The sequence below is a fragment of the Hyphomicrobiales bacterium genome (genome assembly GCA_002869065.1).
Lineage (GTDB): Bacteria > Pseudomonadota > Alphaproteobacteria > Rhizobiales > Rhodobiaceae > Rhodobium.
On the sequence record PKTR01000002.1, the window covers coordinates 1,289,535 to 1,305,234 of the forward strand.

Below are 15,700 nucleotides of genomic sequence, written 5' to 3' on the forward strand. Positions count from 1 at the left end.
TTGGCTTGCACCGGTCGCGTGCGCGGCGCGCGGCGGGGATCGTGCTTGCCGTCGTCTCCCTGGGATTGCTGGCGGCCAGTTGTTCGGGCGGCTGAACGCCGAGCCCGGCGGGTCTGTCGGGCATGAACCGGCCGGTCACCGTGCGGCCGAGCGTGTCGGCGGCGGATGCGACGTTTGCCTTCGAGCCTTTTGTCGGCGTGCCGGGCAATACCGCTGACGAGCTGTCCCGCTCGATCGGCGAGAAGGCCAAGATCGAGGGGCTGAACCTCGTTCGCCGGCTCGACGCGGAGGCGACCTATCGGGTGCGCGGCTATCTGACGGCGGCCGGCAGCGATGGTTACACCACGGTTGCCTATGTGTTTGACGTGTTTTCCGGCGAGCAGCGGCTCTACCGTTTCAGCGGTCAGGAGACGGCCGACGGCTCGCGCGGCGACCCGTGGGCAAATGTCGACGATGCGGTGCTGGCAAACATCGCGACGCGCGCCGTTCTCGCGCTCAAGGCCTGGCTCGGGCGCTGATGCCGTCCAGCGGGCCACGCCGCGGGCGCCGGTAACCGAGCTTCATGGGAAATCGCGGCGTGCTATTGTGCACGCCGTGCGTCGTTGCTAATACCGGGACGCCGCGCGGGGCGGGCTCTGGTTGCCGTGGCCGGTCGCTCTTCCCTGTTTTGGATCCGAACCCCTTCAGCAAGAGACGCGTAGCCCCATGAAGATCGTCGCCGGAAACTCCAACCGCGCGTTGGCCGAGGAAATCTCCGCCTATCTCGAGGTGCCCCTTTCGAAGTGCCACGTTCGGCGGTTCGCCGATCAGGAAATCTATGTCGAGATCATGGAAAACGTCCGCGGTGAGGATGTCTTCGTGGTCCAGTCGACGAGTTATCCGGCCAACGACCATCTGATGGAACTGCTGATCATCATCGACGCGCTGCGGCGGGCCTCGGCGCGGCGGATCACGGCGGTGCTGCCCTATTTCGGCTACGCCCGTCAGGATCGCAAGCAGGGGCCGCGCACGCCGATCTCGGCCAAGCTGGTGGCCAATCTGATCACGCGCGCCGGTGCCGACCGGGTGCTGACCATCGACCTGCATGCCGGTCAGATCCAGGGCTTCTTCGATATTCCGACCGACAACCTCTATGCCGCGCCCGTGATTACCCGCGACATCAAGGAGCGCTACAACTGTGCGAACCTGATGGTCGTGTCGCCGGATGTCGGCGGCGTGGTGCGCGCCCGCGCGCTCGCCAAGCGGATCGACGCGCAGCTGGCCATCGTCGACAAGCGGCGCGAGCGGCCGGGCGAGTCGGAGGTCATGAACATCATTGGCGACGTCAACGGACGCGACTGCATTCTGATCGACGACATCGTCGATTCCGGCGGCACGCTGTGCAACGCCGCCGACGCGCTTCTGAACAAGGGCGCGGAATCGGTCACCGCCTACATCACCCATGGCGTGTTGTCGGGTGGCGCGGTGGCGCGGATCACGGCTTCCAAGCTGAAGGAGCTGGTGATCTCGAACTCGATCCAGTCAACGGCGGCGATCGAGGCGGCGCCCAATATCCGCGTGCTGTCGATCGCGCCGCTGATCGCGGAGGCGATCAACCGCACGGCGCACGAGCAGTCGGTATCGAGCCTGTTCGATTGATCTGCCGGCCGGACCTCGCGTCCGGTGCCCGAACAAAAACGGCGCCTGCGAGAGACCCGCAGGCGCCGTTTTTTGTTGTTCGCCCGGTGTGATCAGGCGGCGTTTTTCGACGCGGCCGTCTGCACGAATTTCAGGCTGCCAAGGCCGACTCCGCGCTCGTTGTTCCACACCACGGTAGCGCGATAGAGGTTGCCGTTCTCGCGTTCCAGCGTGACGTTGAGGCCCGGGGCGAGCCCGGGGACCGGACGCAGCCCGACTCCCTCGTCGGAGGTGTCGGTGATGGCGACGTCGTAGACGTTGTCTCCGGCGGTCAGGCGGGCCGGCTCGTCGCCGGCGCTGCGCCGCAATGCCCGGCGGCGTTCCTCGACATCGCGGGTCATGTCGGAGAGGAAGTCCTCGACCGTCTTCGAAAGTTTTTCGGCAACCGCCTTCACGTCGCGCGACATTCCGTCGACGGAGCGCGCTTCCTCGAGCGTCTGGCGGATGGCGTCGCTGACACTGGCCACGTTGGACGAGGCCTGTTCGGCACCGCTCGCCGCGCGCACGATGCTTTCGCTGATTTCGCGGGTCGCCGTGCTTTGCTCGTTGACGGCAACGGTGATCGCGGTGGTGACGTCGCGGACATCGCCGATCGAGCTGGAGATATTGCGGATCGAGTTGACCGCGTTTTCCGTCAGGCCCTGAACGGCGTTGATCTGGTTGGCGATCTCTTCGGTTGCCTTGGCGGTCTGGTCGGACAGCTCCTTGACCTCGGAGGCGACGACGGAGAAGCCGCGCCCGGCTTCGCCGGCCCGTGCGGCCTCGATGGTGGCGTTCAGCGCGAGCAGATTGGTCTGCTCGGCGATGTCGCGGATGATCTCGACCACCGCGCCGATCTTCTCGGCGGCCTGGGCGAGGCTCGAGACGTTGGCGTCGGTTTCTTCAGCGACCTTGGTCGCGGAGGAAATGATCGACGTCGCGCGATCCGAGTGGTTGAGGATTTCGTTGATGGCGCTCGCGAGTTCTTCGGCGGCGGCGGCGACCGTCTGGACGTTGTCGGCGGTCGAATCCGATGCCGAGTGGGCGGTGTCGCTGGCGTCGGACGCCATCGCCGAGATTTCGGTCATGCGTTCGGCGCTCTGGGTGAGGCCGTTGGTCTTGTCGTCGACCGCGGCACTGACCTCTTCGATCATGCGGCGGAACCCGGCGATGATCTTCTCGACATGGTGCTGACGCAGCCCCTCCTTCTCGCGTTCCTTGTCGGCGCCTTCCTCCAGCACGGCGCGGCGGCGGGCGTTTTCCTGGAAGACAAGACCGGCGCGGGCAAGGTCACCGATCTCGTCCGGACGCTCGGTCATGGGGATGACGGTGTCGGTGCGGTCCTGGGCGATCAGGGTGAGGTTGTTGCGCAGGGTGCGCAGGGCGCAGATGATGCTGCGGACCTGCCAGGCGACAATTGCCAGTGTGATCGCGACGATGGCAATGACTTCGCCGATGATCCAGGCCATGTCGGTGCGGGCGGCGGAGATCAGCGACTGGATTTCGGCCTCGGCGCGCTCCAGCAAGCCAAGTGAGGCATTGCGGATCAGGTTGAGGCGCTTGGTTGCGGCGGCAAACCAGACCGAACCGTCGATGCCCTTGCCGTCGCGGGTCTCGGGCAGCTTGGCAAGCACGTCGCGCCAGGCCATGACCTGATCGACGTCGGCGCCCTGTACGGTTTTGTCGTAGAGCACGACCTGCTCCGCCTTGGCGGCGCTGCGAAAACCGGTCAGAAAGGCGGACTCGGCGGCGAGCCGGTCGTGATATTTCAGGAACAGCGGGAAGTCGAACTCGCCGGCGGCGGCAGAGGTGAACAGCTTGGCACCGATGGCGCGCTCCAGGCCGCCGGCTTCCTTGGCTTCGGTCAGCGAGATGAAGGGGAGCATCTCGGCGACGACGCTCTCGGCGCCGGCCGTTTCGGCAACTACGTTGACGAGATGAAGCAGATGGCGGATCCGGGCGGAATAGAACGCCAGATTGGCGCCACCGGCAACATTGCGTCCATCGACGGCGGACCGATGGGCGTCTATGCCGCCGAGATCGGCGAGCGTGTTCTCGACGTCTTCCTGCAGGCGCGGATTGGCGAGCGTCAGCGTGGCGCCGAATTCCTTGATCGCGGCGAGTTCCACGTTGGAGAGCTCGCGTTGCGCGGCAACCTTGGCGACGGGTGCATCGGCGTAGCCGGTGGCGATGACGATGCCGGTAAGGCCGCGTTCCTTCTGCAATTCGTGGATGACCTTTTCGGCGAGCCCGGCAAGCTGTGCCAGCGGTGCGAGATCCGAAAGCCGGTTCAGTTCGGCGTTTTTCTGCCCGAGTGCGATCACGTTCGAGATTACGATTGCAAGGAGCGGGATGATGGCAAGCAACAGGATTTGTCTGCGGATCGAGTTCAACATCTTTGTACCGGTCTCTGGAGGCCTCTATGCTTTGCGTCTAGAATCTCCCCGTTCGGTTACCCATTTCTTAAACTCCGTGTTTCGTGCAAGTATTCCCAATTGTTTGCATGAATTTATTCTCTTTTCGTAGTGTGACCCCCGAAATTTTGGGGGTATTTGACTGTGTATTCGGAAATAAATACGTATGCGCACTGTTTCTTACGAAACTTCCTCTACGTAATTGCGGGGTGCGCGGCGGGTTTGAGGCGGCATCGGTCAACTCGGCGAATGTGTCCTGGCGCACCTGAAACGAAAACGGCGCCTGCAGGTGTCCTGCAAGCGCCGTTCATTGTCTGTCGTGATGACGGGGGTCAGGCGGCGCGCACGTCCGCGAGGAACCGCTCCACCTTCGCCTTCAGTTCGTCGGCCTTCATGTTGAGGTCGCCGGCGACGCTGGTGACCTGCGAGGCCGCCGCGCCGGTTTCACTCGCCGCATGGGTGACCTCAACGATGTTGGTCGAAACCTCCTGCGTTCCGATCGATGCCTGCTCGACATTGCGGGCGATCTCACCGGTCGCCGCGCTCTGCTCCTCGACGGCGGCGGCGATGCCCGCGGCGATGTCGTTGACTTCCTTGATGATGGTGCCGATCGACTGGATCGCGGTCACGGCTTCAAGGGTTTCCGACTGGATGCTGCCGACCTGCTGGCTGATTTCCTCGGTCGCCTTGGCGGTCTGGGTGGCCAGGTTCTTGACCTCGGAGGCGACGACGGCGAAGCCCCTTCCCGCCTCGCCCGCGCGGGCGGCCTCGATGGTGGCGTTCAGCGCCAGCAGATTGGTCTGTTCGGCGATGGCGGAGATCAGGCTGACCACCTCGCCGATGCGCTGGGCGGCATCGGCCAGGCCGCGCACCTGACCGTCGGTCTGCTCGGCCTGGGTGACCGCGCGGCCGGCGATTTCGGCCGACTGGCTGACCTGCCGGCTGATCTCGTGGATCGATCCGGTCAGTTCCTCTGTTGCCGAAGCGACCGTCTGAACGTTGGTCGAGGCTTCCTCGGCGGCGCTGGCAACCGTCGTTGCCCGGTGGTTGGTGTCGTTGGCAATCGTCGACATCGAACTGGCGGTGTTTTCCATTTCGGTGGAGGCGCTGGCGACGGCGCTGAGCAGTTCGGAGACGCCCGAATCGAAATCCGACGTCAGCGCTTCGATACGCTTTGCCCGCGCATCGCGAATGCCCGCTTCGCGGGTTTCGCGCTCGGCCATCTCGTCGGCCTTGATCATGTTTTCCTTGAACACCTGAACCGCGCTTGCCATGGCGCCGATCTCGTCCTTGCGGTCGAGGCCGGGTATCGCGGTGCTCTTGTCGCCGCCGGCGAGCGTTTTCATTGCTCTGGTGATCATCTGGACCGGCCCGGAGATGCCGGCTCCGATCAGCCATGCGGCCAGAATGCCGAGCACAAGGCTGATCCCGGCGGCACCGGCGGTGATATAGACCGCGTTCTCCATCGCTGCGCTTGCCTGCGGGCCAAGCGTATCCTGTTCTTGTTTGATGGCGAGCTTGAGCTCTTCCATCTCCGCGGCGATCTTCGGACCGATCGTCGAGAGCGTGCCGTGGTAGATGGTGTTTTCCTCGACGACCGAGGTGTACACGCTTTCATAGGTCTGGAAGTAGGAGGCAAGCAGCATGTCGACCTTGTTCAGGGCTTGCTGGTCTTCCGGATTCTGGAGCTTTTCGCCGAGATCTTCGATGTGTTTGGTTGCGGCTTCTTCTTCCTTGAGTACTTTCGCGTGCACGTCCGGGTCGTTTTCGCGGATGAAGCGGCTGATGTGGAGGCGCATGATCATCAGGCTTTGCAGCACTTCGGCCGTGTGGAAGGCGGTTGTCATGTCGCCTCGCGCCTCGGCGCCGGACATGATGCCGTTGAGCGTCTTGACGATACCGGGGCCGATCTTGTTCAGGCCCGTCTTCACGAGTTCGGTGCGCTCGGCACGAAGCTTGGTCAGCTGATCGAAGGCCTTGAGGTACTCGCCGAGTTCCTCTTCAGCGTTGGCGACGATCGCCTTCTTTTCCGGGCTGTTGACCATTGCGGAAAGTGCTTCGGCGAGTTTGAGTGTCGTCTCGCCGCGTTCGGTAACCGCTGTGACCGCGTCCTGCGAACCTTCCTGCATGAACTTCATTGCGGCAAGCCGGGCCTCGAGAAGGTTCGCCTGCACCTCGCCAGCCTGATTGGTCTGCAGTGCGATCGCCCGATAGCGTTTGAAATCGGTGTTGCCGTTGTTCAGGTTGAGCCCGCCTGTCAGGCTGATCACGATCAGCAGCAGCAGTACGATGCCGAAGCCGCCGAATATCTTGGCGGAAATCCTTGCGTCTTTGAAGAAATGCATAAGGCGCTCCTGCGTCTTTCTTCCCGGCCGCTGTGCGCGCTGACTCAAGGTTAGCCGGGTAAGAATAGAGCCTTTAAAACTATGGCGGTCAGAGGAATTTCTTCACATGACCGCCCATTGCTTCAGTACGATCTGATTAATTCGGGTAATAATTGGTTAAAGCCATGTGCTTCGAGTAATAATGCGGATTGCGTGCCATTGTCGCAGGCGTGAGCTTGCAACGGTCCTGCGTCGCGTGCCGGCGGATGCGGGATGCGGGCGGCGGATCGAAACCCCGGCTGCTCCCCGCGTTTCCGGCGGTTTGCCGCGCCGAACGGCTTGTTTGATCGACCAAGTTCCCTTATAAGCCTGCCACGGCGTCCGCACCCCTGGAGGGGGCGCCGGTTGAAGGCGTGCGTTGAGCCGCCTTTTTTGATGCCGATCCGCCGGATGTCGGAATACTCCAGCCGACCTTGAACCCGGCGATCGTTTTTGACCTATCGGAGCACCTTTCAGCGGCCATACCGGGCCGACGGTGCTTCCCTATCAGGAGAGAGTTTCATGGCCGAGACCTATACCATTGTGGCCACGAAGCGCGACCGGGTTGGCAAGGGGGCCGCTCGTGCGTTGCGTCGTGAAAGCAAAACACCCGCCGTTATCTATGGCGACAAGAAGCCGCCGCTGCCGATCGCAGTGGACACCAAGGAAATGTTCCTGAAGCTGCATGCCGGCGGCTTCCTGACCAGTGTTGCGAACATCGAGGTGGACGGCGAATCCATTTCCGTGCTGCCGCGCGACTATCAGCTCGACCCGGTGCGCGACTTCCTCGTGCATATCGACTTCCTGCGGGTTTCGAAGGGCGCGCGCATCACCGTCGAAGTTCCGGTGCACTTCGAGAACGAAGAAGCCTCGCCGGGCATCAAGCGCGGCGGCGTGCTCAACATCGTGCGCCACTCGGTCGAACTGGATTGCCCGTACGACGCGATCCCGGATGCGCTGATCGTCGACCTGACCGGTAGCGACATCGGCGACTCGATCCATATTTCCGCGATCAAGCTGCCGGAAAACGTGGTGACGACGATCACCGACCGCGACTTCACCGTCGCCACGATTGCCGCGCCGGCCGTTCTCAAGGAGACGGGCGACGAAGGCGAGGAAGCGGAAGCCGCAGCAACCGAGACTTCCGAAGAGGAATAATCGGCGCTTTGGCGACAACACGGGATCAGAGCCATGCTTCTTGTCGTGGGCCTCGGCAATCCCGGCGCGAAATACGCGCATAACCGCCACAACATCGGCTTCATGGCGGTTGACGCCATTCACCGCCGCCACGGTTTCGGACCGTGGCGGCGGAAATTTCAGGCCGATATCGCCGACGGTACGCTCGGCGGCGAGAAAGCCCTCCTTATCAAGCCCCAGACCTTCATGAACGAGTCCGGCCGCTCGGTCGGCGAAGCCGTGCGGTTCTACAAGCTGGAGCCGGGCGATGTCGTCGTGCTGCACGACGAACTCGATCTGCCGGCGGCCAAGATCCGCATGAAGAGCGGTGGCGGGCATGGCGGTCACAACGGCCTGCGCTCGATTTCAGCACATATCGGCGACGGCTACCGGCGCATGCGGCTCGGCATCGGGCATCCCGGCAACAAGGCGATGGTGCACCACTATGTGCTGTCGGATTTCGCCAAGGTCGATGCGGACTGGCTGGAGCCGCTGCTCGATGCGGTCGGCCAGTACGCCGACCTGCTCGGCGACGGCAAGGACTCGACCTTTGCCAACAAGGTTCATCTGGCGGTGACGCCGGAAAAGGCGACGACGCCGAAGAAGAAAAAGCCGGCGGCGGAACCCGCTGCCGAGAAACAGGGCGATGCCGCGCCGGAGGCGGAGAGTGGCTCCGAGGCGCCGGTAAAAGCCGCACATGGCGGTCCGCTGGCCGAAGCGCTCGCGCGGCTGTTTCCAAAACGAAAGACCTGACCCATGGGATTCAAATGCGGGATCGTCGGACTGCCGAATGTCGGCAAGTCGACCTTGTTCAACGCGCTGACCAAGACGGCGGCGGCGCAGGCGGCCAACTATCCGTTCTGCACCATCGAGCCGAACACCGGCGAAGTGGCGGTGCCGGATACGCGGCTCGACCGGATCGCCGAGTTCGCCGGTTCGGCCAACATCGTGCCGACGCGCATCACCTTCGTCGATATCGCCGGCCTGGTGCGCGGCGCCTCGAAGGGTGAGGGGCTCGGCAACCAGTTCCTTGCCAACATCCGCGAGGTCGACGCCATCATCCAGGTGCTGCGCTGCTTCGAGGATGACGACATCACCCATGTCGAGGGCCGGGTCGATCCGCTGGCCGATGCCGACACGATCGAGACCGAGCTGATGCTCGCCGATCTGGAGAGCCTTGAGCGCCGCGTCGTGCCGCTGCGCAAGAAGGCGGCCACCGGCGACAAGGACGCCAAGGCGCTGCTGCCGGTGATGGAGGGCGCGCTGGCGCTGTTGAAAGACGGCAAGCCGGCACGCCTGCTCGAGGTCGACAAGGAGGACCAGAAGTCCTTCGAAATGCTCAACCTGCTGACCTCGAAGCCGGTCCTCTATGTCTGCAATGTGGATGAGGGATCGGCTGCGACCGGCAACGAGTTTTCCGACAAGGTGATGGAAAAGGCCAAGGCGGATGGCGCCGAGGCGGTGGTGATTTCGGCTGCGATCGAGGCCGAGATCGCACAGCTCTCACCGTCGGAACAGGGCGAGTTCCTGGAGACGCTGGAGCTCGAGGAACCGGGTCTCGACAAGCTGATCCGCGCCGGCTACGCGCTGTTGCACCTGATCACCTTCTTCACCGCCGGTCCGAAGGAAGCGCGGGCCTGGACGGTCTTCAAGGGTGCCAGGGCGCCGCAGGCGGCGGGTGTCATCCATACCGACTTCGAGAAGGGCTTCATCCGTGCCCAGACGATCGCCTTCGACGACTTCGTCGCGTGCAAGGGCGAGCAGGGCGCCAAGGAAGCCGGCAAGGCGCGTGACGAAGGCAAGGAATACGTCGTCAACGATGGCGACGTGATGTTGTTCAAGTTCAACGTCTGAGCGTTGCTGCGGTCGCCTTTTCAGGGCGACGGGCTGCAGCGAAACATGGCGGCAGGCCCCGGGGGTCTGCCGCCATTTTTGTCTCATCGCCGGAGTGGCGTCTGCTTTACGCCGCAAATGCCGCGTGCGATCGTAGCGCCAGCCCGGCATGGCCTTCATGGTACCAGGCGACGGTTGCCGCATGCTGCATGCCCGCCGGATCGGTGACCGTAACGGCCGTGCCGGCTTCGAGCGGGACATTGATATCGACGCCGAAGCCGTCCGTCGTGCGGTCGGTCAGCAGGGCCTCGATGGTCTGCCCGTCGATGCGCAGCTTGACGGACTGGCGTTTTGTCGGCTCGCGCTGGGCGGACCGGTGCTCGACGAAGTCCTGCGAGACATCGTCGAGGAAGTGCTCGACGGTGGTCGAGAGCTTTTCGACGACGGTCAGCAACTCGTCGGCGACCGAGTGGACCAGATCCGCCTCGTGATTGGTCTCGGCGATCGAGTCGGTAACCTGCTGCACATTGTCGGCGACCCGGATCGTGTCGTCGGAGGCATAGGTGATGCTCTGGGTGATTTCCGTCGTTGCCGTGTTCTGTTCCTCGACCGCAGAGGCAATCGCGACGGTCACCTCGTTGACCCGGTCGATCGAGGCGGCAATGCGCTGGATGGAGGTGACGGCGGTCTGGGTCAGAGCCTGAACGCCGTCAATCTGGGTGGCGATTTCCTCGGTCGCCTTGGCGGTTTGGCTGGACAGTGTCTTGACCTCCGAGGCGACCACGGCAAAGCCGCGTCCGGCGTCGCCGGCGCGCGCGGCCTCAATGGTTGCATTGAGCGCGAGCAGGTTGGTTTGTTCGGCGATGTCGCGGATCATGTCGACGACACGGCCGATATTGGTGGCGGCTTCGACGAGACCCGAGACGTCGGCGTTGGTCGTCTCCGCGATCCGTGTCGCTTCTTCGACGATATCGCTTGCGCGGTTCGACTGGATCGCGATTTCGTGGATCGATGCCGTCATTTCCTCGGCCGCGGCGGCAACCGACTGGACGTTGTTGGACGAGTTCGAAGCCGCGTCGCGGGCGCCCGCGGCCTGGCCGGTCGCCAAAGTGGCGGCGCTGTCGAGACGTTTGGCGCTTTGCGTCATTTTCTCCGAGTCGCTGCCGACCCGTGCGAGCACCTCCGAAACATGGGAGCGGAACCCGGCAATGATCGATTCCAGACGGGACTGGCGCTGACGCTCCCGGTCGCGTTCGGTCAACGCATGCATTTCCAGCTCGTTGCGCCGTTTGGCATTGTTCAGGAAGACCTGACCGGCGCGGGCAAGATCGCCGAGCTCGTCGCCGCGTTCCAGCATCGGCAGGGTCGTTTCGAGGCGACCGTCGGCGATGCTGGCAAGGCTTTTCGTGATCGCGCGGAGCCGGCCGGTCAGCGAACGGACTTCCTTGACGATGACGATGATCGTGAGCAGCAGCGTGAGCGTGGTGACGGCGGCAAGAACGAGGATTTCGTTGCGCTCGCCGGTTGCTTCGGCGCGGGTCGCGGTCAGCGCCCGGTCAAGCAGGGAATCCGACGTGGCCTTGATCAGATCGAGGCGCTCGGTCGCGGTGGCGAACCACAGGTCGCCGGTCAGCTCGGCCGGGGCCTGCGCGCGCGGCAGGTTGCGCAGTACTTCGCGCCATGCCTTGACCTTGTCGACGGCGGGACCGGTCACGGTATCCGCAAGCATCTGCGATTGCTGCGGGCTGGCGAGGCGCCTGAACTGCAGCAGAAACGCCTCTTCCTCGCCGAGCTTGCCAAGATACTTCAGATAGATCGGAAACGGCAGATCGCCCGTCGCGGTGGTGTTGAGAAGGGCCGCGCCCGTCGCCCGTTCCAGCCCGCCGGCCTCCTTGGCCTGAACCAGCTCGAAGAACGGCATGAGTTCGACGGTTGCCGCCTCCGACGGGCTTGATTCGATGATGCGGCCGATCAGACGGGCAAGAACTTCAATCGTCGCGGTGTAGCGCTTGACGGTGTTGGCGACCGCCTCGGCCGGCGTGCCCTGCCGTTTTGCGTCGATGTCGCCGCGGATCTGGCCGATCGCACCGAGCCTGACGCGGGCGTCGGTGAACTCCGCTGAAAGGATCGTCTGCTCTGCGGCGAACGCGGTGAATGCCGTATCGAGCGCGGCGATGGCGTCGTCGGAAAGCGTGCGGATGGATGCCAGGCGTTTGCCGTTTTCGGCGCTGTAGCCGCTCGATATCAGGCCGACGCTGGTGCCGCGCTCCTTCTGCAATTCGTGGATGACGGATTCGATGCCGCCGGCAATGTCGGTGAGCGGCTCCATGACGGTCAGTTGCCGATAGGCATCGTAGCGTTCGTGCAGTGTGAAACCGCTGAAACCGAGAAGTCCGATTAGTGGAACGAGGGCAAGTGCGATGATTTGGGCGCGGACCGTGGAGAACATGACTTTTCCAGTTTTTTCATTGGCTTGCAGTAGGTGCCATGGAAAAACGGTAGATCATATACTCTTTACTGAACGTTACGGAAAACGCAAAAACCCCCTGCTGCGGATGGCGGCAGGGGGCTCGTTTGTGCGGCCTTTCGGCGCAGAAAATCAGGCGGCGCGGATGACGTCGATGAAGCGGGTCACTTCGGCCTGCAGAACCTCGGACTGGCCGGCGAGTTCGGTGGCCGCGGTGTGCACGTTGGTCGATTCGCTTTCGGCATCCTGGGTCGCGCGGGTCACGCCGATAATGCTCTCGGCGACGGTGCGGGTGCCTTCCGAGGCCTCGTTGACGTTGCGGGCGATTTCCTGGGTGGCCGCGTCCTGTTCCTCGACCGCCGAGGCGATCGCGGTGGTGACGTGGTTCATGTTCTTGATCATCTCGGCGATGCGGTGGATGGCGCCGACGGCGAGGTCGGTCGCGCCCTGGATCGCGTTGATCTGCGCGGAGATGTCGGAGGTTGCCTTGGCGGTCTGGTTGGCGAGCGCCTTGACCTCGGAGGCGACGACGGCGAAGCCCTTGCCGGCCTCGCCGGCGCGGGCTGCCTCGATGGTCGCGTTCAGCGCCAGAAGATTGGTCTGGTCGGCAATGTCGTTGATCAGGTTGACGATCTCGCCGACGGTCTGGGCGGTCGAGGACAGCGACTGAACCGTCGAATTGGTTTCCTCGGCTTCCTTCACCGCTTCCTCGGACATGCGATGAGAATCGGCGATCTGACGCGCGATCTCCTGCACCGAGGCGGCGAGTTCCTCGGTGGCGCTTGCCACGGTCTGGACGTTGGCGGTGGCCAGTTCCGACGCCGAGGAGACGGTTGCCGACTTGGCGGAGGTTTCTTCCGCCGACGAGGTCAGGTTGCGCGAGGCGCCCTGAAGCTGCTGCGCGGTCGCATAGACCGAGGAGACGATGCCGCTGACCTTGGAGTCGAAGGTGCTGGCCAGCGTTTCAAGCGTTTCGTGGCGCTTGCGCTCGGCGGCCTGCAGGTAAATGTCGATGACGATGTCCATGTCGAGCAGCGCGGCGCGGGTGATCGCGGCCTGCAGCTTGGCGAGCTTCTCGCGGTTGTCCTTGCCGAACATACCGGAGCGCGCGCGCTTCATGATCTCCTCGTTGATCGCCGAGATCAGAAAGCTGTAGCCGCCGATATAACAATGCGTGTTCAGTTCGATGCGGTAATGGGTTTCGCCAATAATGTTGGCGGATTTCGCATAGGACTCGTCGAACGTGCCGTTGGCGATGATGCCCCAATGGCGGACCTGCATTTCCTTGGCATGGCGCATATGCGCCTCGTCGCGGAAGTATCTCGCGGTTTCCGGGAAACGGGCGACGTGTTCGTAGAACTTGTCGAGAACGGGCGGCATCATTTCGAGAATGACGGCCTTGGATTCCCGCAGCGTTGCGCAGGTTTCTTCATCGAGCTGGTAATAATTCAGGCGGTTCCGCAGCGTTTCAACGTTCGACATTTTTGATTCCCGGTTTCGAAATAATCGGCCGTTTTTTTGCATAAATTTTCGGCATGGACCGTCTCCGGTTATCCGGGATATTCCTTAAAGGAATGTTGCGCTTGTCGTAAAATGATTAGCAAAATTATTTTTGATTGTTTCCAAATTTCAAAAGTATGAACAATGAGTTAATGCACATGATCCGGGCAGGCCTGCCTAATTCGATGGCACATTTCTGCGGGGCGCGGCGTCGTGGCGGTAAGGGTTGCGCCAGAACGGAGCGATCCCGGTTTCCAGCCCGCCCGACCCTTCGCCGGATTGTCGAGGGTGCGCGCAGCGGAACCGGCTCGCCGCGCGGAATGAGGGCCGATCCGGCATGGGCGTTCGGCGACGGCGCGCAGGGGGCGCGCAGGCGGGCATTCCGTAAATTAGTAGATACTACATTAGCATTTGCTACTATATGCCGCGGAAGGTTTTGATTTCGTTCAAGGTCGCTTTCGATTTCTTGCGATCACACTCGCTCAGTTTCAAATTGGTTGCGGTCCTCGCGTCGTACCCGATGGATATGCCGCAAAAGGGCTGCTCCAGACGTTATGGAGCTTGTCATGAGTGGTGAAAAACCCTCCCTATTTAAACGGGCGCTGACCGCCCAATGGTCGTTCTTCTGGGCCGGTGTCGCATTCGGTGTGGCCCAGATCATCTATATGCTCGGACTCGCGCTGCCGAAGATCCTCGACGGCAAGTCGGCCGGCTGGACGCCGATCACGGTGACCACCGATCTCGGCAAGATGTTTCGCGGGCTCGAACTGGCGTTCTACAATCTCTTCGCGCTGCCCGATTTCCAGCTCTACGGGCATTCGGTCGACGGTGTCGCCTCGGGCGGCGCGTTCGTGCCCGGCGTTGGCTGGCCGATCGTCGGCATGGCAATCGGTGGCTGGCTTGTGGCGCGCGTCGAGCGGGAAAGCCGCACCTGGGCGTACTATCCAACCAAGGTGCTGGTGATCTCGTTCTTCGGCGGCATGCTGTTCAGCTACGGCACCCGGCTTTCCGGCGGCTGCACGCTGAACCATCTGCTCGGCGGTATTCCGCTGATGAACATCCATTCCTTCGTCACCGTCATTTTCATGGCGATCGGCGGCGCGCTCGCCTTCATGCTGTTGTCGAAAACCGGCATGGCGTCCTACTTCAAGCATCAGGAGACGCTGGCCTATGCCAAGGCCAACGATGCCGGAGAGTCGCTGACCTACCGGGCCGGCTACAATCCGATGCGTCGCGTGATCTACTGGATCTCGCTACTGTTTGCGGTGTCGATGTTCGGCGTTGCGGTTTTCGGCGGTCTGTTCAATCCCGAAAGCCTGCAGCACATGAAGAACGGCGACCTGATGGCGTTCGGCAAGTCGATCGCCGAACGCGGCTGGTTCTACTTCCTGCTGACGCTGATCGCCGGCATCATCGGCGGCTTCGGCATGGCCAAGAGCGGCTTCGGTACCGAATGCGCGCTGGTTTCGGCGGAAGTCGGCCAGACGATGAAGAACAACGATTCCCGGTTTGCGGCGATCGGCGTTCCGCGCATCACCCGCACGCTGATGCGCTCCTATCTGCCGCTGATCGGCATCACCGCCTCGTGGGTGGTCATGCTTTCCTTCATCGTGGTGATGTGGGTGCTGTTCGACATCGGCCCGAAATTCTCGGGCGACATCAAGTACCAGACCACCGCCGGCAATCTGATCGGCGGTCTGTTCCTTGGCGCCGGCGCGGTCATGCTGATCGGCTGCGAGATCCGCTCCTACATGCGGATCGGCCTTGGCTATCTGAACACCTGGGTCGGCTTCATGGGCTTTGCCATCGGCTATCTGCCCTTCACCCTGTTCTACGATGCCCACAAGGCGTTCTTCAAAGCCACGCTGATGGTCGAAACCTATCACTGGTACGAACTGTTCTCGCCTGACAGCGTCACCGGGCAGAAGGTGATCCTGGTGCTGTGGCTGGTCGTGCTCATCGCCGCGCTGACCTTCTTCGTCAAGCTTGGCGCGCGCACCACGGGTGCTTCGGCGAGCAGCATCGTCTACAAGAACACCGAGGATCTGCAGGCCGAGATCGATGCCGGCGGCCGCGAGGCCAAGGGCTTCTATCATGGCGTGAACGTGCCGATGCCGGTGAAAGGCGCGGTGCCGGCCGAATAGGACGGGCTGGCGCACATATCGACGTCATCAAGGGCGGCCGGTCTCCACACGGGGATCGGCCGCCCCCCCTTTTCGGCCCGGCTGAGGCAGCGGCATTTGGTGGCTCGCGAAGCAGGTGACAACTCCTGCCGACGGCCCTAAGACTGC

Annotated in this window: 10 protein-coding genes; 6 read left to right on the forward strand and 4 right to left on the reverse strand. The window is 62.8% G+C overall.

The features are described 5' to 3' along the window. Positions 1-122: 122 nt before the first annotated feature. On the forward strand, positions 123-518 hold the full coding sequence (locus tag C0606_09645) for a hypothetical protein (GenBank protein PLX38456.1): 396 nt from the start codon (positions 123-125) through the stop codon (positions 516-518). 187 nt (positions 519-705) lie between these two features. Beyond that, positions 706-1,638, forward strand: a complete 933-nt coding sequence (locus C0606_09650; protein ID PLX38457.1) for a phosphoribosylpyrophosphate synthetase — start codon at positions 706-708, stop codon at positions 1,636-1,638. Between the two features lie 92 nt (positions 1,639-1,730). Here C0606_09650 and C0606_09655 read toward each other — a convergent pair whose 3' ends face one another. Together C0606_09655 and C0606_09660 are read right to left on the reverse strand one after the other, a co-directional pair. Continuing rightward, complete coding sequence (locus C0606_09655; protein PLX38458.1) at positions 1,731-4,052, reverse strand: nitrate sensor protein; 2,322 nt, start codon at positions 4,050-4,052, stop codon at positions 1,731-1,733. Between the two features lie 350 nt (positions 4,053-4,402). Beyond that, the gene (locus C0606_09660; protein ID PLX38459.1) at positions 4,403-6,415 is read right to left on the reverse strand and encodes a methyl-accepting chemotaxis protein; all 2,013 of its coding nucleotides are present in this window, start codon (positions 6,413-6,415) and stop codon (positions 4,403-4,405) included. A gap of 540 nt (positions 6,416-6,955) precedes the next feature. On the opposite strand from C0606_09660, the gene C0606_09665 reads away from it, so the two are divergent. The 3 genes from C0606_09665 to C0606_09675 are packed head-to-tail and all read left to right on the forward strand — an operon-like array spanning position 6,956 to position 9,463. Continuing rightward, on the forward strand, positions 6,956-7,591 hold the full coding sequence (locus C0606_09665; GenBank protein PLX38460.1) for a 50S ribosomal protein L25: 636 nt from the start codon (positions 6,956-6,958) through the stop codon (positions 7,589-7,591). Positions 7,592-7,624: 33 nt separating this feature from the next. Beyond that, on the forward strand, positions 7,625-8,362 hold the full coding sequence (locus tag C0606_09670; GenBank protein PLX38461.1) for an aminoacyl-tRNA hydrolase: 738 nt from the start codon (positions 7,625-7,627) through the stop codon (positions 8,360-8,362). 3 nt (positions 8,363-8,365) lie between these two features. Next, on the forward strand, positions 8,366-9,463 hold the full coding sequence (locus tag C0606_09675; protein PLX38462.1) for a redox-regulated ATPase YchF: 1,098 nt from the start codon (positions 8,366-8,368) through the stop codon (positions 9,461-9,463). Between the two features lie 106 nt (positions 9,464-9,569). Here the strand turns inward: C0606_09675 and C0606_09680 are convergent, their stop codons facing one another. Both C0606_09680 and C0606_09685 read right to left on the reverse strand, forming a co-directional pair. Continuing rightward, a complete protein-coding gene (locus C0606_09680) occupies positions 9,570-11,891 on the reverse strand; it encodes a nitrate sensor protein (protein PLX38463.1) in 2,322 nt (773 codons plus the stop codon). Positions 11,892-12,041: 150 nt separating this feature from the next. Further along, entirely contained in the window at positions 12,042-13,433 is a 1,392-nt protein-coding gene (locus C0606_09685; GenBank protein PLX38464.1) for a chemotaxis protein, read from the reverse strand. A gap of 530 nt (positions 13,434-13,963) precedes the next feature. On the opposite strand from C0606_09685, the gene C0606_09690 reads away from it, so the two are divergent. Next, the gene (locus C0606_09690; GenBank protein ID PLX38465.1) at positions 13,964-15,553 is read left to right on the forward strand and encodes a hypothetical protein; all 1,590 of its coding nucleotides are present in this window, start codon (positions 13,964-13,966) and stop codon (positions 15,551-15,553) included. The last annotated feature ends 147 nt before the right edge of the window (positions 15,554-15,700 follow it).